This is a genomic window from Deinococcus aerolatus, assembly GCF_014647055.1.
Classification (GTDB): Bacteria; Deinococcota; Deinococci; order Deinococcales; family Deinococcaceae; genus Deinococcus; species Deinococcus aerolatus.
In genome coordinates, this window is the sequence record NZ_BMOL01000005.1 from 78385 (window position 1) to 103258 (window position 24874).

A 24874-nucleotide genomic window follows, 5' to 3' on the forward strand; every position below is an offset into this window, starting at 1 on the left:
TTCAGCATCGGGTGTGACGCGACGTGCCTACCCCAGCGATGTCGATGACGAGACGTACCACGTCCTGCTGCCGTATCTGGCCCTGAGTCCAGAACACGCTCCACAGCGGAAATATCCCCTCCGAGACGTGTTGAACGCATTGTTCTGGATGAGCCGCACTGGAGCGCAACGGGAATATTTTCCGCATGACTTTCCCCCGCCTGAGATCGCACGATCTCAGGCTCAGCGCTGGTTCGCTGCCCACTGCTTTGAAAACGCCGTGCATGACCTACGACTGTTCACCCGAGTGCAGCAGCAACGCGGTGGGGAACCCACCGCGATCATCGTGGATCGTCGAACCCTGCAGAGCACGCCAGAGAGCGGCCATCGTGCCGGGTATGACGGCGCCAAGCGGCGCAAGGGCACCAAAGTCCACCTGGTCGTCGATACGCTGGGCCACCTGGTGACCCTGATGACGTCCCCAGCGCATGAACAGGACCGGGCACAGGTCTTTGACCTGTGCCGAGAAGCACAGGCGATCACCGGCGGGGTGCTGGAAGTCGCCTTCGTGGATCAGGGCGATACCGGACAAGCGACTCAGGACGCGGCCAGGCAGAGCAATATCGAACTGGTGGTCGTGAAGCGTTCAGACGCTTCACGTGGCTTCGTGCTGCTCCCCAGGCGCTGGGTGGTCGAGCGTTCCCTGGCGTGGTTATCACGCTTTCGTCGCCTGGGACGAGATTTAGAACGCCTTTCTTCCACTCTTATCGGCTTTCATTTCGTCGCCGCTTGCGTTCTCATGTTGGCGAAAATCAGGCCCTTTCTTGGGTAGGGTTCTTGGCAGCCTCTACCCCTGTCAGGAAAGGGGGCGACGATTGGTTTTACGTTCATTTAACGAGATTCACGCCATGGTGTACCCGTACCGGCGTGCGTCCCGTGCGCTGTAGCGCTGGGTTCTCTCATGCGTCGACCGGTCAGGTTTACAGTACTGACCTCTTTCTGTTCATTCTCAGGCCGCGCCGATCAGCCAACGATCAGCCAGATTCAGGAGACGTTATGGGTTGGACCACCTCACCTCCACACTGTCTAAGCTTTACATGTGATTGTGCTCAATTTTTTTCCTTCTTAAATCCCCTGAATGTCCACGGCCAGCCTCGCGCCGTAGCATCCTGACCCCTTTAGCACTGCCTTCTCCGTTCTCTTCACCGCCGCCAGACCGGCACGGCCCAGCAGGAGTTTCACTATGCAAGCGATTCGCAATGTCCCAACGTCCACGTTTCCCAGGCAGGCCAGCCGCGGGGCCGTGCGGTTGATGCTGGTCCGGCGGCTGTTGAACGGCGCGGCGCTGGTCCTCGGCGATCTGCTGGCGTTGACCCTGGCGCTGCTGCTGGCCTCTGCCGCACGCACGGCGCTGATGGGTGAAGTTCCGGACGGCCCCTGGCTGGCGGGTGGCTGGTTTGCCGGGGACGGCACGGTTCCTGGCCTGATCCCCTTCCTGTGGGTGGCCTGGGTGGTGGGGGCCGCCTTCCTGCGCCTGCTGCCCGGCTGGGGCCTGGCCGCGCCCACCGAACTCCAGCGCGTCACCCAGCTGACCGCCCTGGTTTTCGCCGCTGTGACCGGCGTGCTGTTCATGACCCAGCAGACCGACACGGTCAGCCGTTTTTCGCTGACGCTGGGGCTGATCCTGAGCTGGGGTCTGGTGCTGGTCATGCGCGGGCTGGTCAAGGGTGCGCTGCTGCGAGCAGGGCTGTGGGGTGTGCCCGCCGTGATCTACGGGGCCGCCGTCACCGGCACCCTGATGGTACAGGCGCTGCGCGACAATCCGGCCTATGGGTACCAGCCCAGCGCCATTCTGGACGACAATGAACTGCTGCACGGCAGTGCAGTGCTGGGTGTGCCGGTCGTTGGGCCGGTGGACCGGCTGCCCCACGCCTGGGAGCAGCAGGCCCCGGTGGCTATTGTGGCAATGCCGGGCCTGGACCGCGCGAGGCTGGTACAGCTTCTTGAAGGTCCGCTGGCGCATTACCCCAAAGTGATTATCGTGCCTGACCTGTTCGAGGTCGAGTCGCTGTGGATCCAGGCCAGTGACTTCGGCGGCGTGCTGGGCTTGGAAGTGGCGCGCAATCTGGTCGATCCATTCGCCCAGCTGGTCAAGAGGGCCTTCGATCTGCTGGCGGTGGTGTTGACCGCGCCGGTGTGGCTGCCGATGTGCGCGCTGCTGGCCGCCGTGATCTGGCTGGAAGACCGCACCAATCCGCTGTTCTTGCAGCGTCGCGTGGGCCTGAACGGCGAGACCTTTGCCACCTGGAAATTCCGGACCATGGTGCCCAATGCCGAGGAAGTGCTGCGCCGCACGCTGGAGCAGAATGCCGAACTTCGCCTGGAATGGGAAACCCATTTCAAGCTGCGCCGTGACCCCCGCATCACACGCGTCGGCGGCCTGCTGCGCAAAACCAGCCTGGATGAACTGCCTCAGCTGGTGAATGTTCTGCTGGGCCACATGTCGCTGGTGGGACCGCGTCCGCTGCCGGCCTACCACCAGTCACAGCTGTCCGTCCCCGCACAGCGCCTGCGCGTCATGGTGCGCCCTGGACTGACTGGCCTGTGGCAGGTGTCGGGACGTTCGGAAGCAGGCAACCTGGGCATGGAACGCTGGGATCCGTATTACGTCCGCAACTGGTCCATCTGGCTGGATCTGGTGATCCTGATGCGTACCGTGGGCGTGGTGCTGCGGGGCTCCGGCGCCTACTAGTACATGACCACAGGCATGTTCACAGCTATTCCCTGAGTCGGACAGTGGTACCTGAGTTTCTCCCGAGATGCGGGTGTTGAGAACTGCCAGCTCACGCGGACAGACCGCGCGTTGCGGGCTGTTTCCCAGGCGTTGATTTCAAGCTCGACCGCTACCCACACTCGGACATACAGCACCCTGACGCAAGCCTGTCGCGCTGAGCCTGGATCGCTTACCAGACACTGGAGACGCTGGTACTGGGCATGCCAGATTAACGGGCAGCGTACCAGACAGCTGAGTCTCCGGGCAGCTATCGAGTTGGCGTGCCTGGGGTGGGAAGGATAGATCAAGGCCAGACGGTCCACGCTACGGCTCCTACACCGTGTGTCGCCTTCATCATTTCTTGAGCGAGGCTTCAGCAGATGCTAAGTGGGCGCGGTTGTGACGTGCGTGGAATCGGGTCCTGATTAGGCTGCCTCTATGGGAAAAGTTCCAGTCCGCACGTTCACCCACCTGGATCACGAAATAGTGATCGTCAGGGAGCGTAGAAACCTCCCGCCCCTCTCGAAGTTCGAACCCAGGCTCGGCGTTGAAGTACGTTACGGTCTGAAGTTCGACGGGCAGATCACGGACTGGAGTGAATTCGTCGAGGCCACCAATGATGAGGCCTCCGCGAACCACATGGCCGAGCTGGGCCTGCAGCGGGCACAGGCGCTGAGCAAACAAGAGCGGGCTCTCGCCGTTTCACCTGCGGCCTGAGTCAGCCGTCATGGTCTACCCCGCCGAATCACCGGCGGCAGCTCCGCCCAGGCCGGGCAGATGCCAAAGCACTCGCGGGTCAGGCCCAGCTCGTGCAGGTAGAACGGCTCCTTGACCCTGGGCCGGGGCAATGCTGGGAGGGGGTCCACAGGTTTCGAGAGATAGCCCAGCAGTCGGAGGCGGCGGGCGCGGTTGTTCGCTTTCCCCGACATCGCCACCTCCAGACATGAAAAAGCCTCACGCCTGGTGAGGCGGGCCGGAGCTGCGGATTTATTTTCTGACGACGTTACACCACGCGAGAATCACGTCATCTGCGCTGTCAATCCAGACGCCGGCGTACCAGACCTTGGCACTGGTCAGCGAAAACTGTTCGTAGGTGCCGCCGTCTATCTCGCCCATGTCCAGACTCTTGTATTTCAGCGTTGATGGGATGTTAGCGCCCAGGGCCTTGCCCAGCGCAACCGGATCGCCTTCCCAGTACAGCAGCTCGTGGTACTGGCATTTGCCGTTGATGGTGGCGGCGACGTCTTCGAGCAGGTCAACCATCTCGTCGGAGAAATCGTCATCCGTGAGTTCCAGGGCGCCCTTGGGCAGCTCGATGCCGGTGAGGTTGGATTTCGTCACGAAGTCCGTGGCCAGTGCCGAAGGTCCCAGCAGCAGGGCGGCGGCAATCAGAAGAGTTAATTTTTTCATCACACATGAGTATTGAGGCCTGCCCGCCTGCATGGCAATAGAGGAAGGGGTCTGCCCCAATGGGCGTGCGCTGGGTTCAAATTTGCACCCCCGTCAACACTTCGACAACGCCACCATATCCAGCCAAAGAAAAAGCCCCACGCATGGTGGGGCGGTATTCCTGCCTTCACCCGGGCAGGTCCTGCTGTTGCCAGGAGGTTAGCCCGCCCACTGTCACAGGAGCATGACGTTCGTCCCGCACATGAAGAATTGCCCTGCATCCTGTCCAAACATCAAAGGGGATCGAAGGAGGGCAGCAGAGGGCGCAGGCTCCAGAGGACCCGTCTAACTTCAGGAACTGTAGATCACGGCGCACTCCGGGCCGGCCTCCTCAGCGGACTCCTGCTCCGGCCTGAACACCTTCACCACACGGCACGGCATCCAGGAGAAGGTGGAGGAGTGCCGCATTCGCCCGTCGGATGCGCCATCCTGCAGGCATGACCGAGCCCTGTATGTCCTCACCGGGAGGTTCCAGTTCCTTCTGGCAAGGTCTGCGCGCCTTCGTGCCCCTGGTGCCGGGCGTCATGCCCTTCGGCATGGTGGCAGGCATTGCGGCGGTCCAGGCCGGATTCTCCCCCCTCCAGTCCATGGCCTTTTCCCTGATCGGCTACGCAGGATCGGCGCAGCTGGTTGCCGCACAGATGTTAGGTCAGACACCCGCGCTGCTGATCATCCTGGCCACCCTGGTCGTCAACCTGCGGTTTGCCATGTACTCGGCGTCGATGCTGCCCCTTTTTGACGGTGTGCCGCTTGCCCGGCGCTGGCTCCTGGCGTACGGCCTGACCGATCAGAGCTACGCGGTGACCATGGGGCGGCCCGCTGCAGAACCCCACCCGGTGGCGTACTACACGGGGGCCACCGTGCTGATGTGGCTCACCTGGCAGGTGGGAACGGCCACCGGCGCGCTGCTCGGTGCAGGAATTCCTGCCAGCTGGCCGCTGGAATTCGCGGTGCCATTGAGTTTCATCGCGCTGCTCGTTCCCGTGCTGAAAAGTCAGCCGCAGGTGCTGGCAGCAGGCGTTTCCGCCGTGATTGCAGTGGCCGCCCACAGCCTGCCGTTTCGTCTGAATCTGATTCTGGGGGCGGTGTGTGGGATGGCGGCCGGCCTGCTTGTCCAGCGCTGGAAGGAGCGGCAGGGATGACCATCTGGCTGCTGATTCTCGGCGTCGGCGCCGGCAGCCTCATGCTGCGTGCGTCCTTTTTAGTGCTGCTGCGGGGCAGGAAGCTGCCGGAAGGCGTCATCCTGTCACTGGGTCTGGTGCCTGCGGCGGTGCTGGCGGCGCTGATCGCGCCGGAACTGCTGTACACCCCGGGAACAGGCACCTTCGCCCCGTTTGGCCCCCGTCTGGCCGCGGGCCTGCTGGCTGCCGCTGTGGCCTGGAAGACCCGTAACCTCCTGTTGACCCTGATTGCTGGTCTGGGGCTGCTCCTGATCCTGGATTGAGCCGCCCGCCTGCACGTCCTGACTCTCTGCAGCGGTTTGCCGGGTCTGTCAGGACCCACACGCTAGCCTGTCCTGCCCTGCGCCGCGCCAAAAGCCGGAGCCCGCTGAAGACCACCCCGGCCTCCCGCCGTCAGGTACCCACGGCCAGGGCTGACGAGGTGGCTGGCCCGGCGAAGCTGTTGGCGGCCACGCCACTCGCGGCCTGAAAGCTCTGCAGCGCCGTCTCGGTGCCCAGCCCGAAGCTGCCGTCCGCACTGATTCTCAGTTTGCTCTACAGCGCCCGGAACACACCGCCCACAGTCTGCAGGCGGTCAGCGCCCCCGGGATGCCGCTCCACAGGCACCAGCTCATCGGTCTGCTGAATCACCTGCCGGGCACAGCGTGTACCGGCCCCACGCAGTGCCGCAGGCCGTCGGGTAGGCTAGTCGGCGGGTCACCACCAGACCGCTCTCCCCAGAGACCCATACAGATCCCTGGCCCGATATGGGTGTTGCGCCACGCACCTACGCATTTCACTTTGCGCTCTCCCACGAGATGCGGCGGGATATAGAAATTCGGCAGAGAGAACAAGGTGAGGGAGCCGAAATACCCGCCCCCTCGTCTCCTCTCCTGGATAACTTTTTTTGTGGTGCACCCTAGTGGACTCGAACCATTGACCGACCGCTTAAAAGGTACCCTGGACGCGTATTTTACGTGATCCACACTTCCCTTTTCGTCACTTGTGGCCACGCCTGGTACGGCGAAAACAAACCCTGCATTCCCTCCAATCCTCTTCCATATTGTCTGAGATGAGCTGCTACTACAGTCGCTATTACAGTCGGAGCCAGTGCGGGAATGCCCCCGATGAAGCGTGAATCAGCGTGGAGAAGTGCAACGAAAACTTTAAGGGCATTGGAGATCATCGAGTCATCATTCCCGTCACAGTCTCAGGTGTTGGCGAGCAACCATTGAAAATCGCTCCGGTGCGCGCGGGGCGCGACCGGAGCGAAATCGGAATCACCAAATCAGGGGAGCAGGTAGGGGCCAGCGGGAGGGGTAGCGCGGCCGTCAGTGTTATCGCCCCAGCCGACGATGCTGCCGTCGCTCTTAACCGCCAGACTGTGGTACCCACCAACCGAGATGGCCACGACGCCGCTCAGGCCTTCCGGGATACTGATCTGCCCGGTGCCGTTGTAACCCCAGCCGACGACGGTACCGTCTTTCTTGAGCGCCAGGGTGAAATCATCTCCGGAGGCGATGCTCTTGACGCCAGTCACGCTCGCCGGCACAGTCCTTGCGCTGTAGGAGTCCTCTCCCCATGAGACGACGGTACCGTCGCGCTTCACAGCGAAGCTGCGGTTGTTGCCGGCGGTGATGGACACCACGTCCGTCAGCTCATTCGGGACGTTCGACTCGCCGTAGGTGTTGGCTCCCCAGGCGACGACGGTCCCATTCTTCTTGATCCCGAGGTTATGGTTCTTCCCGGCAGAGACTGAGACGATGTCTGTCAGTCCAGCAGCGCCACTGGTCTGGTTGTAATCGTTGCGGCCCCAGCCGACAACGGTGCCATCGGCCTTGAGGGCCAGGCTGTGCTGGCCGCCCGCGGAGATGCCAATCACGCCGCTCAAATCTGCTGGCACGTCCGTCTGACCGATGTAGTACTGGCTGCCCTGGGTGTTGCTGACGCCCCATGAGACGACGGTGCCGTCCGTCTTGAGGGCCAGGCTGTGCCAGTCACCGACAGCGACTTCCTTGACGCCAGTCAGGTCCGCAGGCGGGGTGGTCTGACCGTAGGTGTTGCCACCCCAACCAACCACAGTGCCGTCCTGCTTCACCGCCACATTGAAGTGCGCGCCGGCCAGGTCGACGCTGCGGATGTACGTGAGGGCAGCCGCAGCCTGCATGCGGGTTTCGTTCCCAGCGCGGTCGGCGGCAATCACCAGCACCTCAGGCGTGCCGGTGACGTCGGGTGTCCAGTTCAGCGACCACACCCCTGGCCCGATCTGCACCTCGCCCACGAATTCGGTAGCGTCGGTGCTGCCGACCAGTTGCGTGCCGCTGTAGACCTTGACGCTGTGGACGCTGCCGGAGTCGTCGCTGACTGTGCCACTCAGCGTGACAGGTGTGCCGGCAGTGGTGTCGGCGATGGGCGCGACGCTCAGTGCAGGGGCCACTGTGTCGAGTTTCAGGCCGGTCTTCGCAAAGGGAATGCTGAAGGTCTTGCTCAGGGTGCTCTGGGCGGCGGTGTCGGTGCCAGTCACCAGCCACGCGCTCATGGTCGCCTTGATGAAGATGGTCTCGGTGGCCGCGCTGCCGAAAATCTTCACCCGAGCGCCCAGCTTGCTGCTGCCGGCCAGGACGTCACCGATGCCGTTCAGAGGTAAGCCCTGGTCATCGACCACTTGGTACGTCACTATGCCCAGATCCGTGGTGGGCACGAGGGTACCGGCGGAATTCATCACGTTCAGGCGCATGTCCAGCGTGTCCTGCGTGGCTACCCAGGCCCACTGCATCTTGTCGCCGAAGGTGGTTTTGGCCGCGTCGGCCAGGGCATGGACGCTGAGGTTTACGGTGGCGCTGCCCTGGCTGAGGTTCACGCCAGCGTCTGTGCCGTAGGCCAGGAAGGTGCCGCCCTCGGTGCTCTTGCCGACCGTTTCGAAGGAGTAGATGCCGCGTGGCAGCACCACGGTCGCCGTGGGCTGGGTGGACGACATGACCAGATCGGTCTGGGTGCCGCCAGCCTTATAAGTATTCTGACCGTCGAATTTCATGAGCTGTCCGCCGGCGTCACGCACCTTGACGTGGAAGTTGGTGACGGTGCTCCTGCCATCGGTGCCGGTGGGAAGACCCTGGGCACCAAAGCCCGCCAGCGGGGAAGCCAGGGTGACCACCACACTGGAACCGCTCAGGTGAGCGGACGGCATTGGGGTCTGGCCGCAGGAGGCGATCAGCAGGGCGAGGGTGGGAAACAGGGCATGACGGATGTTCCTCATAGACACTCCAGGAGGCCCTGTAGTTGGTCTACAGAACACGTTTGGGTCTTCATGAGGAGCATATTGGGGGAGTAATTACAGAAATCTCACGTCTAATGAGGTGATTCGCGAAATCCTCACTGATATCGTGCAATTGCGTTAGTGGGCGGCCTTCATCGCGTGACAACTTCACCTGGATACAGGAGCCTGCCACCCCTCCAGCAGGGCAACTTTGGCGGTGCCGGTTGTCAACCAGCACCTCAAGTGATGCAAAGATGCCAGGCTACCCGGAGTCAAGCTCCGTTTGGGGAGACGCACCTGGCCTGACGGGGTTCTAGCAAGCTAACCGCAGTAGGCTGATCTTTCGTGTCTGATCGCAAGCCCTGCCGCCACCGTTTCCCTTTGAACATCATCCAGCACACCCTCTGGCTATACCTTCGGTTTCCTCTAAGCGAGCGCGATGTATAGGAATGACTGCACCGGCGCGGCATTCAGGTTAGCCACGAAACGTTGCGGCAATGGAACATCAAGTTCGCACCACTCCTTAACGAGGATCTACGTCACCGGGAACCCGAACCCCGACGGGGTTCCCGGTGGTTCCCGGACGAGGTGTGCGGCGAGACCGGCGGTAGAAAACACTGGTTGTGGCGGGCCGTCGATAATACCAGCGCGGTGCTGGATATCCTGTTGAAATCTCCCCGGGACACGTCTGCGGCCAGGACCTTTTTCGCAAGACTGTTGGTACATCATGACGTCCCAGACGTGATTGACGCCGACAAGCTGTGGAGCTATAGGGCAGCTCTTCGAGTGCTTCCGGTGCTCCATGCTGTGGAGCACCTCAGGTCATTTCCTCTGCACGCTGCGACAACCTGATCCTGATTGAGCTGTCCCACCGCCCGCCCCGAAACTAGGAGCGAAGTCAGCTCAGCCTCACAAATCCACGACGAGCACAGGAATTTCTGACACTGCATCCCCGCCTTTCAACCTTCACCAGCACACCCAAGCCACCGGCACTGCGCTCAATCAAATAACACGTCAATCGTAGACCAATTTGGCCTGGCATCACACCGTGGACACGGCGGTCTGAATTTCAGACCGCCGCTGGAAAACATGACTTGGTCGAGGCTAAGTTGCCAGAACCTCCCCACGGGTGTGGGGGTGACCCGACGCTAGACCCTCATTTTAGCCTCGAGAGGGCCAGAGCCAACATCGCTCACTGAAAGAAGAAAAGGACGCACAAGCGCCCTTTCCCACTTCTATACAGCCCTGGCCTCCACAGGACGTATCTACTTCAGAGGCACGATGCGGTCAACGGTGGCCGTGCCTTTGTAGGTGGTCTCAGGATTGAGCCAGCCCTTGAGCTGCACACGGTAAGTTCCAGACACCGGGTTGGGAATCACGACTTCCTCGAAAGCGCTGGCCCCCTGAGCACTGGAGGCAATTGGGTTGCCCGCCGGATCGTAGACATACAGGTCAAGATCGTAAGTGGGGTTTCCCCAGTCGGTGGTGATTTTCACGGCCGACAGGCCCGAAGGCACGCTCACGCTCTGGTTGTGTTCACCGACCAGTGGGGTCCCGTCTACGGTGGTCCCCACCGCGCCGGTCCAACTGGTCAGTGCGGAGGTCTCCACGGTCGTGCGGCTGCCCGCCGTACTCGCAGCCTTCTGAATTGCAGCGTAGGCGTTGGCGTACCCGGCACCGACTTCCCACTTCTCCAGCTGGCGAATCACATCAGTCTTGGTAAACATTGGATCGGCGGTGCTGGTCACAGCAGCGAGCACGCCGTCCATATTCAGGGCGGGATTGACTTCCAGCATCAGGGCCGCGACGCCGCTCATGTGCGGAGTAGCCATGCTGGTGCCGGAGATTGAGGAGTACAGCGGCTCCGGGCTGTTGCCGTCCTTGCCCAGGTAAGGTTCCACGATTGGGCCGCTGACCGCACGGGCGGCGACGATGTTCACGCCGGGCAGCACGATATCGGGGTGATGGAACGGATCATCCTTGACACCGCGGCTCGAGAAACTGGCAAGCTCACCGGGAACGCCCTTGCGGATACGGGGGTTCAGGGCATTCATGGTGTTCTTGGCGTGTCCGGCACCCACGCTGATAACGCAGGGGCTGGCCGAGTACGGGTTGAGCGTGTCAGCGCCGGGACCATCATTGCCGGCAGCGAAGTTGACAATCATTCCGTAATCGTAGGCCCGCTTGGACGCGATGCTGATCGGATTGTACGGAGCAAAACGGCTGCCAGAAGTGCCCCAGGAGTTGCTGATGACGCGGACGTTGTAGGTTTCCCGCACTTCTGGCTTGAACACGAACTCAAAGCCCTGGAGCGCATACAGAATGCTGATTGCGTCCCCTGAACCCACGCCAATCAGATTTGCGCCGGGAGCCACGCCCTTATACTTGCCGCCGGTAGACATCTGACCGCTACCGCCGATGGTGCTGGCCACATGGGTGCCGTGGCCCGACGTCAGATCAGAATTGGGGGTATCCACATACAGGGCGCCCGTCAGACCTGGAGCAATGATCGGAGCAGCAATCTTGACGTTCTTCACGAGATTAGGGAAATCACCGTGCGTGCCGTCGACTCCGGAGTCGATCACCGCCACGCCAATGCCTTTACCTGTGGTTTTGAATGCGCTGCGTGCGCTGTCACCCTTAATGTACGCGACGCTCTCGTCCAGGAAGTATTCCAGTGGACGGTCCTGATAGATGGACAGCAGGCCGTAAGACTGCAGGTTGGCCTTGAGCATGTTGACCAGTTCCTGGGTGATTGGAACCTTCACGGCCACCATCGGAAGTTCACCGAAGGCACCCAGGCCATTGCCGGGCTTGATTCCCAGCCTGGAAGCAATGAAATTCACGGCAGGCGTCACGGCATCATCAACGTTAAAGGAGAGAATCAGGGTACCCACCTGCCCGTAATCGATCGTGGGGTCAATCACCGCATTGGCGGTGGTAGCGTTCGCCGCAGGGCCTGAATACAGAGCGGAGCATTCGCTCACAGGCGTGGGCTCAGGAGTAACGATCGCTTTTTTCTTGCCTCCCTGGGCTTGCAACTGGCCAGGTGTTGTGGCCACAGGCGCAGTGCCTGTGGTCAGGCTCTGCTGACCACAAGAGGCGAGAATCAGGGTCAGGGAAAGACCGAGGGCCGAGTACTGGGTAGCTTTCATGTGATCCTCCGGTGGAGCTTGATTTGGTTGAATCCACCGTAGCTAATGACTCTCAAAAAACACGTAAATAAATAGGAATGGGTGGTGACCAGTTGTGGCAGTTGATTGGCACCACAAGACGGCCATACGAAATCAGGAGTCCCAAACGAAACCCGCATCACAAAAAACTTGCCGGAAATCTCTTATGTGTAGAGGTCTCCCTGGAGACCAGGAGATGCCATGAACATGACCCGCTGGGCTGCCTTCGTCATCACCTCCATCATGCTTCCTGCCGCTCAGTTGCCGAACCGCGCCCGGTGGCGCGCCTTAGCATGCCCACACTGGGCACGGTGTCTCTGAAGATCCACACCGTCAACCCATGTGGCAACGCGCTGCCGAAGAGACCCTTCGCCCGGACACCGGGCTGTGGGCTGACCACGCCCGCCGCGGCGAGTGCGCTTCGCCTGTGGACCTGTGTCGAAGAACGGGGCGAGGTGTTCCGGTCGAGGCAGCGGACAACCCTCGCGTGATGAACATTCAGCTTGTGGTGTATCCGGAACATCTGGGGACACCTACCGGACGGCATCGAGAAGAAAGGAGGACCGGGTCATGCTGCAGGTTTTGCTCTTCGGCGTCTTCCAGGCGCGGGACGCCGCTGGCCGTCCCCTTGCACTTGAAAGCCAGCGGGCGCGCGAGCTACTGAGCTTCCTGCTGCTGCGCCCGTACCAGCCCCACTCGCGTGAGGTGCTCGCCACGATCCTGTGGGGCGGCGAGGTGGGGATGTTGTCCACCTCGCAGTCGCTCAAGGGGCTGCGCCAGGCGCTGTGGCACCTGCACTCGGCCCTGCCGCCCGGGCTGCACGCCGGACTGCTGCACCTCACGGGAGACCAGGTGGAGTTGCGCGCTCATCCCGACCTGAGCTGCGACGCCCTGACCTTTGAGGGGACGGTGGGCGCCCTGCGGGGCCGGGCCGGGCCAGACCTGAGCCCCGCGGAGGCGTGGGCGCTACGGGCGGCGGTGGCGCTGTACCGGGGCGAATTGCTGGAGGGCTGGATGGCGGACTGGTGCCTGGCCGAGCGCGAGCGCCTGCAAAACATGCATCTGGCGGCGCTGGAGAAACTGACCGACCACTGCGAGGCTTGCGGGGACTGGGAAGGTGGGCTGCACTATGCCGGACGCCTGCTGGCCTTCGACCGGGCCAGCGAGGACACTCACCGCCGGGTCATGCGGCTGCACTTCCGCTCGGGGGACCGCACCGCCGCCCTGCGCCAGTTTGCCCTCTGCGAACTCGCCCTGCGCGAGGAGCTGAACGTCCGGCCCTCGCACGCCACGCTGGCCCTGTACGAGAGCATCCGCGATGACCAGCCGCTGGACACGGCTCCTGGAGCGCCGACGGTCGGGCAGGCGAGGCCAGACCCGGTCCTGGAACTCCTCCATGAGCTGCGCGACGCCGTGCGCGAGTTGCGGAGCCTGCTGGCCGAGGGGGGGCGCCTGCGCGAGGAGCCCTGAACCTCTTCCCGCCAGGACCGCACCCAAGACAGCACCGAGACGCCGGCGAGACGGCCCGCCTGGACGATGGGGGGGCACGCCATCCCTCTCGCCATCCGAGGTGTCCATGTTCAGCAGTGCACAGTCGTTCGTCATCAAGATCTGGCTGGAGCCGGAAGGCCGGGCGGGCGGCAGCGCGCCGTGGCGCGGCCAGATCACCCACCTGCCCAGCCGTGAGAGCCGGGCGGTTCGGCGCCTCGACGAGATCATCGCCGTGATCGCCAGATGTCTGGAGCGCTCCGGGGCGGACCCTGGATGGCGCTGGCGCTGGCGTCTGCGCTGGAGAACCTGGACGGGGCGCCGCCCGCCCTGAGCGGCCCGGAATCCACCACACCTTCGAGGAGGGGTTATGACCACCGCACCGTTCACTGGCGAGCCGCATACCTTCTACCCCCACCTGCGGGAGATGCTCAGCCCCGACTTCGCCCACCTCTCGGACGCGGAGCTGGAGTCGGCCTTCGAGTCGGCCTTCGGTGAGGGCGTGACGCCCGCCGAATACGAGGAGTTCTTCGGCGGCCTGGGCCGGGCGCTGAGCGGCGCGGCCCGGGATGTCGGCCGCTTTGCCCAGCGGGCCGCCCCGGTCGCGGGAAGCGTCCTCTCCGGCGCGGCCCAGGGCGCCATGGCCGGCTCGGCCCTGGGCCCCTGGGGCGCCCTGGGCGGGGCCATCGCGGGCGGCGTCGGCTCGGGCCTGGCGCGGCACGGCCCCCGGGGGGCCCGCGGCGTGGGTCAGGCGATCAGCGGCGTGGTCAACACCGCCGGGACACTGACCGGGCGCGGCGGCATGGCCAGCGGGGCAATGGGGGCCCTGAGCGGCCTGCTGGGCGGGGGCGGACGCGGCGGCGGAGCGGCCGGCGCGTTGATGGGCCTGCTGGGTCGGCCCGAAACCCGGCAGGCGCTGCAGGCGCTGGCAGGCGGCCAGAACCGCGCCATCCCGCTGGGCGCGGGCGGCACGCCCGTTCCCGCAAGCGCCTTTGCCGGCCTGCTGGGTGCGCTGGGCCGTGAAGCGGAGGCCGAGACTTCCTGGGGCTCCGGCGAGTCGCTGGACAGCCCCCCCGCCTACCTGATGAACAGCGCAGGCCAGTTCGTGGTCGACCCCAACGACCCCGACGGGCGCGCCGCGCGGCTGCTCCAGATGCTCCAGGCCTCGCCGCCCATGTTGCGTCAGCGCCCTGCCCCATACATGGAAATGCAGGACGGGGCCTACGGCGAGGATGAGGCCTACGACGAGGACGAGGCCTATGCCGACAGCGAGGCCCTGGACTTCGAGCTGTGGGAGCTTGATGAGGCCCATCCGGTCTGGGGAGGCTGAGCACCGTGAACGACGCGCTGCTTGAAGCGCTGCGTCAGCAGGCGGCCGGGGGCGGCAGCCTGGAGGGCACCCTGGCCGGGATGGCCGGCGGCGATCCGGCGCTGGGGTTGCTCTCCCAGATGCTCGCGCACCGGGAGCAGACCCTCACGCACGACCTGGAGACGCAGCAGCAGGAAGAAGAGCGGCTGGCGGCCCTGGCCCGCGCCGGGGAGGAGGCCCGGCAACTGGAGGAGTTGCGGCAACTGGAAGAGGAGCGGCGGCAGGCGCAGCGCCGCGCCCGGCTGGAACGGCTGCGCTTGCGGCTGGAGGGACTGCAGGCCGAACTCGCCGCACGTCAGGCGCTGCTGGACGACCTCGCGCTGGCGCTGGGCGCCTGTCCGGCCTGCTGGGGCGAGGATCCCGGGTGCCGTCTGTGCCGGGGGAGGGGTCAGCCTGGCTTCGTGCGGCCGGAGGCGGCGGCCTTCCGGCGGCTGGTGGCCCCCGCGCTGGAGGCCGCCTCGTTCCCCACTGATCCCAGGACGCTCGTGGGCCGTGAGACGCCCGAACCCGAAAGGAGACCGCTATGACCATGTACGCCGATGACCTCGACTCCTACCTGGACAACTTCGAATTCGACGAGTCCGACGAGCGTGCCCGGTCACGGGGACGGCGCAACCAGACCCCGGTGCGGACGCCATCGCCGCAAAGCAGTTTCCAGCCTCGCCCCTCGGCCAACACCGTCACCCAGGCGCAGCTTCAGGCGGCCGTGCGGACGCTTGACAGCAAGATCACCACGCTGGCCGGCAGTGTCAAGACACTGGAAACCCGCACCAACTCGGTCGCCGCGGAGCAGGACCGCATGGCCGCCGCCCTGCGCAAGGAGATGGACGAGCGCAAGAAGAGCAGTGACGGCATCCGCCGCGACCTGCAGCAGACCAAGACGCTGGCCGTGCTGCTGCCGATGATCTCGCAGAAGACCGAGGACGTGGTCCGGGCCGACGGCACCACGGCCAAGGTGGTCACCCAGCCCAGTGACAGCCTGAGTTCGATTCTGCCGTTCATGCTGCTCATGGGCGGGAACACGGGCGACAGCTCCTCGGGTGGAGGCCTGCTGGGCGGCGACAGCTCAAGCACCCTGTTGCTCGCCATGCTGCTCACGCGCCGCTGAACGGCTCACAAGCCACGGAGGAATGCCATGACAAATCCTTCCAGTGCTGGAGGAGGCTTCGGACGCACATTGCAAGAGCTGTTCACCGGCAATCCGGTGCAGGGACAGGGGCCAGCCCCCGTGCCTGCCGGGGACATCTTGATCGAGGTGCCCGATCTCACGGGTCTGGAGCAGGCCGAGGCCGAGCAACGTCTCCGGGAACGTCGGCTCACCCCACGGGTTCGGTGGATGACCGCCGACGGCGCCCCCGGCACCGTCAGGCGCCAGACGCCCGACGCAGGCGAGGTCGCAGCCGCTGGCACGCAGGTCACGCTTTACATCATCAAGGCCCGGGAACTCAGTGATCTCGAGAAAATCCGGAAGGTGCTCAACGACGCGAAAATTCTCACGGCAGAGAACTTCGGGCAGGTCCTGAGAGACGACAGGGATGTTCAGCAGTTCGTCTCCGCCGTGAGGGATACCCACGCGGAGCTTCTCAGGAAGATAGATGGCCTGGCGACAAAGCAGGATGTGCAAGGCGCTTTGCAAAACCTGGCCACCAGAACAGACGTTCAGAGCGCCACCGGAGCCCTGGAACAGGAGGAGCCTGCCCGCAAGCGGTTCGAGGAACTCAAGCGCCTGATCCAGGCGAACAGCAGCGGTGGAGACGCACCCACCCCCGGCACCAAGGGCAAATCCTCCTAGCCGTTGCTCTGTCCGGGACGGCGGCCTGCAACCCACGGCTGGCCGTCCCGCTCTCTCCCGAGGCGCCCCATGGACCCCGAGCTGTACGAACTTCTGGAGGAAGGTGACCCCGGGGACGAGGTTGCAGTGGTCGTGCGCCTGCTCGACCCGGCGCGTCCCCCCGCCGGAATGCGGGTGGTTGCCGCCTTCGGGGAGATCGTCACGGCGCGGGTGCGGCGCGGCGCCATCCCCGAGGTGTGGCGCGATCCGCGTGTGGACAGCGTCAAGGCGCCCCGTGGCCTCAGCGCGGACCTGGAGCCGCCCCAGCTGTATGACCTCGCCGAGGAGCTGGTCTTCACCCCCAACGATACGCGGCGCCCACCCGGGCTCGGCGTCACCGGGCGCGGGGTGGTGATCGGTGTCATCGACTGGGGCTGCGATTTCGCGCACCCGGATTTCCGCCACCCGGACGGCAGCACACGTCTGCTCACCCTGTGGGACCAGCGCCCGCGCGGCAGGGCGGACGCCATGCCCTACGGCTATGGCCGGATCTTTGATGCGCAGCGGATCAATGCGGCCCTGCAACGTTCCGACCCCTATGCGGCGCTGGACTATCATCCCGCTGACGCCGACCCTGGCCTGGGTGCCCACGGCACGCACACGCTGGGCATCGCGGGCGGCAACGGCCGGGGCGGCGGCCCCTCGGGGGTGGCGCCTGAGGCCGATCTGGTGTTTGTCCACATGGGGGCCCGGGAAGGGCCGGACGCGGTCCCCCTGGGCAACTCGGCCGAGCTGCTGGAGGGACTGGACCTGATCTCACAAATCGCGGCAGGGCGGCCCTGCGCGGTCAACCTCAGCCTGGGGCGGCACGCGGGCGAGAAGACCGGGCGCAGTCTGGTGGAGCGGGCGCTGGACGCCTGGGTGGCGCTGGCGCCGGGGCGGGCCATCGGGCAGAGCTGCGGGAACTACTTTGAGCGCCGGACCCACGCCGAGTGGACCCTGCGCCCCGGCGGGAGGCACCGCTTCAAGATCCGGGTCAATCCCGACGACCGCAGCCCCAACGAACTTGACCTGTGGTACCCGGGCCGTGACCGTCTGGGCGTGGAGGTCTGCTCGGCGGACGGACGTTTCCGGCTGCGGGCGGCGCGGGGCCAGCGGGCCACGGCGCATCTGGAAGGCCGCGAGGTCGTGCGGCTCTACCACCGCGCCTTTGACCCCAACAACGGGGACCATCAGGTCAGCGTGCGTTTCGAGGTCGTGCCGGGCGTTGCCTCCTGGCAGGTCACCCTGACCGGCGAGGACGTGCAGGACGGCCGCGTTCACGCCTGGATCGAGCGCGACAGTGCCTGCGGCAGCTGTCAGTCGCGTTTTCCCCGGGAGGAGGCCGACACCCGCGTCACCCTGGGCACCATCTGCACGGGGTACCGCACGCTGGCGGTGGGCGCCTACGACCCGCACCGCGAGGACCGGCCGCTGGGGCGCTTTTCCAGTTGCGGACCCACCCGTGATGGGCGGCCCAAGCCCGACCTGATCGCCCCCGGCGTGATGGTCCTGGCCCCCCGCTCGCGGGCGCGGGACGGGGGGGAGAAGCGGCTCTACACCCGCATGTCCGGCACCAGCATGGCGGCGCCCCACGTCACCGGCACGCTGGCCCTGATGTTTGAGGCCGCCGGGGAGCCGCTCGACATCGTCACCACCCGGCGCCTGCTGCTCGCCAGTTGTGAACCCGCCGGACCGGAGCTGGACCCTGCCCGCGTCGGCAGCGGCTACCTGGACACCCGGCGGGCGGTGCAGGCGGCGCAGTCCGGCCACGTCGCCCCACTGCCTGTGAGAGAGGAGGCCCGGCCCATGTCTGAATTCAGTCCCCTGCCCGAAGACCTTTCACCCGCTGCGGGTCCAGCCGGAGCCGCGCCGGAGGGCGTGGGCGGCCTGCCGGACAGCGACTCCCCCGGAAAGCTGGAGGCCTTCCCCCCTGACGCAGCATCCACCGACACGGCGCCGGAGTTCACTCCCCTGCCGGACGGCGAGGAGGAGCCCTTCGTCTCCGACGTGGACCCGGACCTGACTGCCCTGGAATTTGCCTCCGCCCTGGAGGACGGGACGCAAGGGTTCTCCCAGGCAGGAACGGATCAAGCTCTGGACCGGGACCCGCCGGCGGGCCTGCGTTTCCTCGAACACTTCGAGGCGGGACTGGACCGGGATCACCCCCCCTCGGCGGCGCAGGTGCTGCGGGAGGCAGCCTGGGGCCGGCACGCCGCCGACGCCTGGCGCGGCCCGCTGCGGCCGCACGAGGTCTGGCAGGCCTACGGCGAGGGGGCGTTCCCGGCGGTGCGCGCGGCGCTGGAGCCGGCGCTGGCGCTGGTCGGGGCCCCGGGCGACACGCTGCCGGGGCTGGAGCCGGGCGACCTGCTGGTGCAGCGGGCCGGCGGCAGCCCCTTCACCGCGGTGTCGGTGGTGCGTGCCGCGGGACTGGGCTCCGCACCGGTGTGGCGGGTGGCCGCCGGGGACGTGCGCCCCACCCACGCCCGGGCGCTCGACGATGCGGGGCGGGTGGGCGCACACACGGTCGTGCTGCGCCCCCGCGCCGCGCCTGACACCACCGACGCCGCTGAAGGGGCCGGGCGCTGCCCTGACGTCACCGTGGCCCCCGCCGACCGCCCCCGGCTCCTCACGCGCGGCTCGGTTCACCCCGCCGTGCGCGAGGTGCAGCGGAAGCTGAGCGCTTTTCACCTCGCCCAGCTCCTGCGCGGCCAGCCGGGGCTGCCGGGCGCACCACTCAGCGAGGACTGCGTCTACGGCGCGCTCACCCAGGGGGCGGTGCTGGAATTCCAGCGTCAGGTCTTCCCTGGCCTGAACGCCGAACACGACGGCAAGGTCGGTGAGCGCACCTGGGCACAGCTCGACGCGGTGGTCCTGCTGCCCGGCGCGGGGCCGCTGGCCGCGCTGACGGTCGAGGGGCTCGCTCTGCTGGACGACGGCCTGACCCGGCCGCTGACCTGGGACGACGTGATCGGGCTGGATGCGGCCCGGGCCAACGTCCGTCTGACGGTGTCTGGCCTGCCCGCGGCGGTGCTGCCTGCCGAGATGGAGGTTGTGGTGTCGAGCCGCCCGCCCAACCGCGACGCGGGGACCGCCACGCTGGACGCGGGGACCCTGCTGCGCCTGCCGCGCGTGTCCACCGGACCCGGCGGGCGCGCGCGGTACGGGCTGTCGCGTGCTCCCGGCGATCTGGGCGCCTTTCTGGCCGTGGAGACGCAGCGCAAGGAGGTGGCGACGCTGGTCCGGCAAACCGATCACCTGGGGCCGGGCACCAGTGACGGGGCGTTCCGTGACGCGCTGGGCTGGGCGCCGCGCGGACGGGCTACCCTCCCAAACAGCCGCAGCGGCACCACGGGCGATCCGGCCGGCGAGGTGCCTGACGCCCGCAAACTCTTTCTGGCCGCGGGCGTGGAGGTGCTGGAGGTCACGGCCCTGCCGCTGCCAGGGGTCCGGGTCACAGCCCCGCCCGCACGGGCCCTGGTCCGCAGCCCCGCCGATGTCGTGTATTACTCCGGCCACGGCTCCAGCGCGCACAACTGCCTGCTGTTTGAGGGGATCTCGCGCGAGGAGTCGTGCTGGCTCAAACCCGCTGACCTGGTGCCTCACTGGCGCAGCCCGCTGGACCTCGACGTCCTGATTCTGGCCGGCTGTTCGGTGCTGCGGGTGGACTTTCCCACCTTCGGCGATCCGGGCGGCAACGGGCTGGCCTGGGCGCGGCTGCTGACCACCCAGGGCGGCCCGCTGAGGGCGATCCTGGGCTACGGCGGCTCGGCTCCGGCCGACGCGAGAGGCGGCGACGACATCGCCCGGGCGATGGCCACCCGGATGGCGGCCGGATCACGCGACTTTGCGCGCGACTGGCTGGAGGTGAATGAGGCCGCCCGGGCCTGGAACGCGGTCGCCCTCGACACCCGGGGCTACTGGGACTTCACGACCTTCCACAACATCCGGGGGCCGCGCCCGCTGCCCTCGGGGGCCAGGGAGGGCGGCCTGCCGGGAGACGCCGAGGCGGGCGAGAGTGCCGACCTGCCCGACGCCTTCTTTGCCGGGGTGCGTGAGGTCGCGGCCACCATCGGCGCCCAGCCGCTGCACCTGTTGCAGGTCATGATGGCCGAGAGCGGCATCAACCCGGCCGCGCACAATCCGCACGGCCACGCCAGCGGCCTGATCCAGTTCATGCCCGCCACCCTGGTGCGCCTGGGCTGGACGGCGGGCCATGAGGCCTTCCGGCAACTGGGGGCCGTGCAACAGCTGCCCTTCGTCCTGCGCTTCTACCTGCCGTACCGCCCGGCAGGGCTGACCTCCACCGCCCGGCTGTACCAGGCGACCTTCCTGCCCGCGACCCTGGCGCTGGGCTCAGACCCGGACACGGTGCTCGCCGGGCGCGAGGGTCCTTACCCTGGCGCCTACGCCGGGAACCCTGGCCTGGACCGCCGGGATGACGGCACCATTCGCGTCTCCGACCTGACGGCGGCGGTGGAGCGGCAGTGCCGGGGCCCTCGCTGGGAAGAGGCCCGCGCCCGGCTGGAGGGGACCTCGCCGCGGCCCCACCCGCCCACTCCACCCGGCCCCACGCCTCCCAGGCCCGGCGGGCGGCCCACCCTGCGCGTCGGTGCCCGGGGCCCTGCGGTGCAGGAGGCGCAGCGGCGGCTCAATGCCGTTCACGCTCGCCTCCTTGCCGCCGGCCAGCCGGGTCTGCCCGGCGCTCCCCTCGCCGGGGACGGGGCCTTCGGTCCCCGGACCCGCGCGGCCGTCGTCGCCTTCCAGCAGCGTGCCTTTCCAGGTCAGCCGCGCGAGCACGACGGCGTGATCGGGGCGCGCACCTGGGCGCAGCTCGACGAATGGGCGGGTGGGTCCGGACCGGGTCCGGTGCCGCCCGCACCGCATCCGCCCCAGCCTGGCCCGCCCACCCCGGGCACCCCCTGGACGGCCCTCAGGGCAGACGCGGTGCGGATCGCGCTGGAAGAATACGCCCGCTGGCACCCCGGCGGGACGGCCCTCACGGAAACCGACCCCGTGATGCGCCCGGTGCTGCGTGGGTACTGGATGGAGGGCGTGGGGCTGGGGGGCGCCGCCGCCGATCAGGCCATCGAGGACCGCCGCGCCTGGAGCGCCGCGTTCATCTCCTGGGTGATGCGGCGGGCAGGGGCAGGCCCGCAGTTCCGCTACGCCTCGGGCCACACCGTCTACTGCGCCGCGGCCAAGCGCAACCGCACGGCGGGTGACCTCGGCAATCCATTCTGGCTCTACGACGTCACCGAACGGGCCCCGGAGGTGGGCGATCTCGTGTGCACCGGCCGCCAGAACAGCGGGGTGACGTACGCCAACGTGGACGACGGTCAGTTCCGCCTCTCTCACTGTGACCTGGTGGTGGAGGTGACGCCCGGGCGGCTCGGCGTGATCGGCGGCAATGTGGGCAACACGGTGGGGCGCAAGGTGCTGCGCATCGGCGCAGATGGCCGGGTGCTCACGGACGGCGGACAGCGCCAGTATTTCGCTGTGCTGCGGGTGCGCACCGACCCCGGCCAGGAATAGAACCAGACCAGCCACAGGAGGCCACATGACCGCGCCCTTGGACCCCCCCACCCTCACCCTGTCCCCCAACCCCTCTACCCGCGCGTCCCCGGGCCGGGAGGAGGTGCGGGACGTGCCGGGGCTCGAGAGCCACCGGGGCCCGGGGCCGGTCCTGATCCTGCGCTGGAACACCCTGGACGTCACGGACACGGTGGACGTGGTCCTGCACTTCCACGGCTTCTCGGGGCGCGGCGCGGCCATGAACCTGGTGAGCGACAAGGAGGCGGCCAGCGGCCTCGACTGGAGCGACCCCCGCGGGCTGGACCCGGCGCCGGGGCGGACCCGGCCCACCCTGGCGCTGCTGCCCCGCGGCCACTTCTACGGTGGGCGCACGGGCAGCGGGTATGACTTCCCGGCCCTGGTGCGGCCTGGCGGGGCGCGCGCGCTGATCGACTGGAGCCTGGCGCGTTTCGCGGCGCGGGTGGGCGTGCCCACGCTGACCCCCGGCCGCCTGATTCTCACGGCACACTCGGGCGGGGGCGCGGCGCTGTGGCGGGTGCTGGGCGACCTCAACCCCCACGAGGTCCATGTGTTTGACGCCCTCTACCAGAGCCCGGCTCCCCTGCTGCGCTGGGCGGGGCGGCGCATCGAGGACGACGCGGCGGCCCCTGGAGATCTGGAAACCCACATGCGCGAGCGGGGCGGCGCCCTGCGGGTGATCTACACCGCGCATGGGGGCACGGCTGGCAACAGTCTCGAGGCGCGGCGGGGGCTGGACCGGATGCTGGCCGCGCACCCTGGGCTCCGGCGCTGGTACGCCGCCGAACTCACGGCCACGCCGCACGGTGAGGTGCCGCGCCGCTTCGGCTGGAGGCTGCTCAGAGACGCGGGGGCAGCGCTGCCAGGGCTCTCGTCCTCCGGCACGCCGGCCACCCCTTTGGGAACTGGCGGACAGCCCACCCTGCGCCCCGGTGCGCGGGGCGGGGCCGTGCGGGAGGCCCAGCGCAGGCTCAACGCCGCGCACGCCCGCGAGGTGGCCGCCGGGCGGCCCGGCCTCCCCGGCGCTCCCCTGACCGAGGACGGGGCCTTCGGGCGGGGGACGCAGGCGGCCGTCATCGCCTTCCAGCGCCTGGCCTTTCCCGGCGAACCGGGGCGGCACGACGGCGTGATCGGTCCGGCAACCTGGGCCCGGCTGGAGGCGGTGGGGACAGCGCAACCTGCGGGCCTCCCCGGGACACCTCCCCTTGCGGAAGAAACCTTTGAATTCGCCGACGAGGAAGCGGAAGGGGCGCCTCCCCCGCTGCCGGTGACCGCCCAGCCCCGGGCGGTGCCGCCAGATGATCCGGTGCCGTTCGCGCCGCTCCCCGCCCCCGGCGCCTTCTGGCCGCTGCGCACCGACGACCCACGCGGACGGCTGGTGTCCCACGTCACCGCCGAGGGCCGGACGGTGGGCCGCGCCGGGCGGGCCTTCATGGCGCGTCGCCAGGGCGTCCGTGACGGCCAGACGCTCCCCCGCTGGCACGTGGGCCTGGACCTCTTCGCCCGGGCCGGCGACACGGTCGTCGCCTGCGAGACGGGCCGCATCGTCGAATTCGCCTTCTTCTACCGGGCGCGGTCCGGGCAGCGCACCTACCGCTTGCTGGTGGCCCATGCGGGGGTGGTTGTCAACTACGGTGAAGTCACCGCCGACTCGCTGACCCGCCACGGCCTGGCCGTCGGGGACCGGGTGCAGGCGGGGCAGCCCATCGGCGTGGTGAGCGACACGAACATGCTGCATTTTGAAACCTACACGCCAGGCACGGAGCGGAGCTTCCAGTGGTGGCCCGACCGCCCGCGCCCGGAAAGCCTGCTCAACCCGACCCGCTACCTGCTCGCGCTGCAGGCGCGGGGGGAAGGCCACACGGCGCCGGCCCCGGCAGAGCAGGTGGCCGGCGGCACCGCACCTGGGGCCGGATACGCCCCAGCTCCCCTCACCGGCCCGCGCGTCCCCCCGGGTTTCCGGGCGGTGGCGCGGCGGGGTCAGGTGCGGGGGCTGGCCCGCTACGGGGGCAGACGGGTGGACGAGGTGCTGGGGGAGCTGGCGGCGGCGGGCCACATCTCCCTGACCAGGGAAGACATCGACACCCTGCAGCGCGTCGCCAATGTCGAGACGGGAGGGCTGATCCAGGGGCTGAACACCTGGGACAGCGCCGTGGTCAGCATTGGCTTCATGCAGTGGACCCTCCAGCACGGCAAGCTGCAGGAGTGGATTCGCCGGGCCGGGACCGCCTTTGCCCGTCACGGCATCGAGCTGGACCCCGCCCGCACATACAGCTGGACCCGGCAGGGCCGGAGCGTCGCCGAGCAGGGGGCCATCCGGGGGGCCGCCACCCGCGACGAGCTGCGCTGGGACGGCTGGGCACAGCGCTTCTTCAACGCGGGCCTGGACGGGGAGGCCGTCGCCGTCGAGGCGGCGCTGGCCGTGGAACACCTGCAGCGGCACCGCACGGGACTGCGGGCCCATCTGCGCAATCCGGAGCTCTATGACGTGTTCATGGGCCACTACCGTGCCTCGCTGAGGGTGCGGGGGCTCTTTCAGGCGGCGTACAACAACCTGCCCGCCGCCGCAAAGCGCGGCACGGCGGCGGCGCTGGCGGCCGCAGGGGCGGCGGGCACCGAACGTTTCGCAGCGCTGCTGGAAGAGGGGTTGCTGGCTGCGTACGCCGAGCGCGGCGATCACGGGACACGCATCGTGTCTGAAACGCGGACCGGGGCACGCGTCCCCTGAAGGGGACCATGAATGCCCCGCGCCGTTAAAGGCGAGTGTCACCGCGCTGTTTGCGCCGCTGGTGGGCCCCCAGGACTGATCTATTCCAGTCAGAGACGGCGTTTTCTGGCGCGCGCTGCCCTGCTGGGCCACAGGT

At 67.3% G+C, this 24874-nt stretch carries 18 protein-coding genes and 1 pseudogene; 14 read left to right on the plus strand and 5 right to left on the minus strand.

Translation table 11 applies throughout. The annotated features are described in order from the left end of the window. Positions 1 to 13 precede the first annotated feature (13 nt). The 3 genes from IEY31_RS07170 to IEY31_RS07180 all read left to right on the plus strand — a co-directional run bounded on the left by IEY31_RS07170 (position 14) and on the right by IEY31_RS07180 (position 3469). The gene (locus tag IEY31_RS07170; protein WP_188970423.1) at positions 14 to 811 is read left to right on the plus strand and encodes an IS5 family transposase; all 798 of its coding nucleotides are present in this window, start codon (positions 14 to 16) and stop codon (positions 809 to 811) included. 411 nt (positions 812 to 1222) lie between these two features. Further along, the gene (gene wbaP / locus IEY31_RS07175) at positions 1223 to 2731 is read left to right on the plus strand and encodes an undecaprenyl-phosphate galactose phosphotransferase WbaP (protein ID WP_188970424.1); all 1509 of its coding nucleotides are present in this window, start codon (positions 1223 to 1225) and stop codon (positions 2729 to 2731) included. A gap of 459 nt (positions 2732 to 3190) precedes the next feature. Then, on the plus strand, positions 3191 to 3469 hold the full coding sequence (locus IEY31_RS07180; protein ID WP_188970425.1) for a hypothetical protein: 279 nt from the start codon (positions 3191 to 3193) through the stop codon (positions 3467 to 3469). A gap of 8 nt (positions 3470 to 3477) precedes the next feature. Here the strand turns inward: IEY31_RS07180 and IEY31_RS07185 are convergent, their stop codons facing one another. Continuing rightward, on the minus strand, positions 3478 to 3681 hold the full coding sequence (locus IEY31_RS07185; protein ID WP_188970426.1) for a hypothetical protein: 204 nt from the start codon (positions 3679 to 3681) through the stop codon (positions 3478 to 3480). A gap of 58 nt (positions 3682 to 3739) precedes the next feature. Then, positions 3740 to 4162 (minus strand): hypothetical protein, encoded by a 423-nt coding sequence (locus IEY31_RS07190; RefSeq protein WP_188970427.1) that lies wholly within the window; start codon positions 4160 to 4162, stop codon positions 3740 to 3742. Positions 4163 to 4638: 476 nt separating this feature from the next. Here IEY31_RS07190 and IEY31_RS07195 point away from each other — a divergent pair, with 476 nt between their 5' ends. Beyond that, a complete protein-coding gene (locus IEY31_RS07195) occupies positions 4639 to 5343 on the plus strand; it encodes an AzlC family ABC transporter permease (RefSeq protein ID WP_229723392.1) in 705 nt (234 codons plus the stop codon). Next, positions 5340 to 5645: an AzlD domain-containing protein gene (locus tag IEY31_RS07200; protein ID WP_188970429.1), complete on the plus strand. Its 306-nt coding sequence runs from the start codon at positions 5340 to 5342 to the stop codon at positions 5643 to 5645. The genes IEY31_RS07195 and IEY31_RS07200 overlap by 4 nt, the downstream gene beginning before the upstream one ends. Before the next feature lie 130 nt (positions 5646 to 5775). On the opposite strand, the gene IEY31_RS19020 is transcribed toward IEY31_RS07200, so the two are convergent. Together IEY31_RS19020 and IEY31_RS07210 are read right to left on the minus strand one after the other, a co-directional pair. After that, positions 5776 to 5910, minus strand: a complete 135-nt coding sequence (locus IEY31_RS19020) for a peptidoglycan-binding domain-containing protein (RefSeq protein ID WP_188970659.1) — start codon at positions 5908 to 5910, stop codon at positions 5776 to 5778. A gap of 739 nt (positions 5911 to 6649) precedes the next feature. Then, positions 6650 to 8617, minus strand: a complete 1968-nt coding sequence (locus tag IEY31_RS07210; RefSeq protein ID WP_188970431.1) for an RCC1 domain-containing protein — start codon at positions 8615 to 8617, stop codon at positions 6650 to 6652. A gap of 345 nt (positions 8618 to 8962) precedes the next feature. Here IEY31_RS07210 and IEY31_RS18635 point away from each other — a divergent pair. Then, positions 8963 to 9641: pseudogene (locus IEY31_RS18635) on the plus strand (IS6 family transposase). A gap of 241 nt (positions 9642 to 9882) precedes the next feature. Here the strand turns inward: IEY31_RS18635 and IEY31_RS07220 are convergent. Continuing rightward, complete coding sequence (locus IEY31_RS07220) at positions 9883 to 11772, minus strand: S8 family serine peptidase (protein WP_188970435.1); 1890 nt, start codon at positions 11770 to 11772, stop codon at positions 9883 to 9885. A 588-nt stretch (positions 11773 to 12360) separates the two neighbouring features. Between IEY31_RS07220 and IEY31_RS07225 the strand changes: the two genes are divergently transcribed. The 8 genes from IEY31_RS07225 (at position 12361) to IEY31_RS07260 (ending at position 24738) form a co-directional block, all read left to right on the plus strand. Continuing rightward, positions 12361 to 13260 (plus strand): AfsR/SARP family transcriptional regulator, encoded by a 900-nt coding sequence (locus IEY31_RS07225; RefSeq protein ID WP_188970437.1) that lies wholly within the window; start codon positions 12361 to 12363, stop codon positions 13258 to 13260. A gap of 106 nt (positions 13261 to 13366) precedes the next feature. Beyond that, positions 13367 to 13612, plus strand: a complete 246-nt coding sequence (locus tag IEY31_RS07230) for a hypothetical protein (RefSeq protein ID WP_188970439.1) — start codon at positions 13367 to 13369, stop codon at positions 13610 to 13612. Positions 13613 to 13648: 36 nt separating this feature from the next. After that, positions 13649 to 14608 carry a hypothetical protein gene (locus IEY31_RS07235; RefSeq protein ID WP_188970441.1) on the plus strand — a complete coding sequence of 320 codons (960 nt, stop codon included), beginning with the start codon at positions 13649 to 13651 and terminating at the stop codon, positions 14606 to 14608. Between the two features lie 5 nt (positions 14609 to 14613). Next, positions 14614 to 15174: a hypothetical protein gene (locus IEY31_RS07240; protein ID WP_188970443.1), complete on the plus strand. Its 561-nt coding sequence runs from the start codon at positions 14614 to 14616 to the stop codon at positions 15172 to 15174. Beyond that, on the plus strand, positions 15171 to 15755 hold the full coding sequence (locus tag IEY31_RS07245) for a hypothetical protein (protein WP_188970444.1): 585 nt from the start codon (positions 15171 to 15173) through the stop codon (positions 15753 to 15755). The genes IEY31_RS07240 and IEY31_RS07245 overlap by 4 nt, the downstream gene beginning before the upstream one ends. 147 nt (positions 15756 to 15902) lie before the next feature. Further along, positions 15903 to 16439: a PASTA domain-containing protein gene (locus tag IEY31_RS07250; RefSeq protein WP_229723409.1), complete on the plus strand. Its 537-nt coding sequence runs from the start codon at positions 15903 to 15905 to the stop codon at positions 16437 to 16439. A gap of 69 nt (positions 16440 to 16508) precedes the next feature. Next, a complete protein-coding gene (locus IEY31_RS07255) occupies positions 16509 to 21992 on the plus strand; it encodes a DUF2272 domain-containing protein (RefSeq protein ID WP_188970448.1) in 5484 nt (1827 codons plus the stop codon). Between the two features lie 25 nt (positions 21993 to 22017). Beyond that, positions 22018 to 24738 carry a peptidoglycan-binding protein gene (locus IEY31_RS07260; RefSeq protein WP_188970450.1) on the plus strand — a complete coding sequence of 907 codons (2721 nt, stop codon included), beginning with the start codon at positions 22018 to 22020 and terminating at the stop codon, positions 24736 to 24738. Positions 24739 to 24874 lie beyond the last annotated feature (136 nt).

Excerpts from the sequence above, each read along its gene's own strand:
- IEY31_RS07245 (WP_188970444.1), top strand. The coding sequence starts at position 15,171 with ATGACCATGTACGCCGATGACCTCGACTCCTACCTGGACAACTTCGAA.
- IEY31_RS07235 (WP_188970441.1), top strand. The coding sequence starts at position 13,649 with ATGACCACCGCACCGTTCACTGGCGAGCCGCATACCTTCTACCCCCAC.
- IEY31_RS07185 (WP_188970426.1), bottom strand. The coding sequence starts at position 3,681 with ATGTCGGGGAAAGCGAACAACCGCGCCCGCCGCCTCCGACTGCTGGGC.
- IEY31_RS07190 (WP_188970427.1), bottom strand. The coding sequence starts at position 4,162 with ATGAAAAAATTAACTCTTCTGATTGCCGCCGCCCTGCTGCTGGGACCT.
- IEY31_RS07210 (WP_188970431.1), bottom strand. The coding sequence starts at position 8,617 with ATGAGGAACATCCGTCATGCCCTGTTTCCCACCCTCGCCCTGCTGATC.
- IEY31_RS07180 (WP_188970425.1), top strand. The coding sequence starts at position 3,191 with ATGGGAAAAGTTCCAGTCCGCACGTTCACCCACCTGGATCACGAAATA.
- IEY31_RS07230 (WP_188970439.1), top strand. The coding sequence starts at position 13,367 with ATGTTCAGCAGTGCACAGTCGTTCGTCATCAAGATCTGGCTGGAGCCG.
- IEY31_RS07225 (WP_188970437.1), top strand. The coding sequence starts at position 12,361 with ATGCTGCAGGTTTTGCTCTTCGGCGTCTTCCAGGCGCGGGACGCCGCT.
- IEY31_RS07255 (WP_188970448.1), top strand. The coding sequence starts at position 16,509 with ATGGACCCCGAGCTGTACGAACTTCTGGAGGAAGGTGACCCCGGGGAC.
- wbaP (WP_188970424.1), top strand. The coding sequence starts at position 1,223 with ATGCAAGCGATTCGCAATGTCCCAACGTCCACGTTTCCCAGGCAGGCC.
- IEY31_RS07220 (WP_188970435.1), bottom strand. The coding sequence starts at position 11,772 with ATGAAAGCTACCCAGTACTCGGCCCTCGGTCTTTCCCTGACCCTGATT.
- IEY31_RS07200 (WP_188970429.1), top strand. The coding sequence starts at position 5,340 with ATGACCATCTGGCTGCTGATTCTCGGCGTCGGCGCCGGCAGCCTCATG.
- IEY31_RS07260 (WP_188970450.1), top strand. The coding sequence starts at position 22,018 with ATGACCGCGCCCTTGGACCCCCCCACCCTCACCCTGTCCCCCAACCCC.
- IEY31_RS07195 (WP_229723392.1), top strand. The coding sequence starts at position 4,639 with ATGACCGAGCCCTGTATGTCCTCACCGGGAGGTTCCAGTTCCTTCTGG.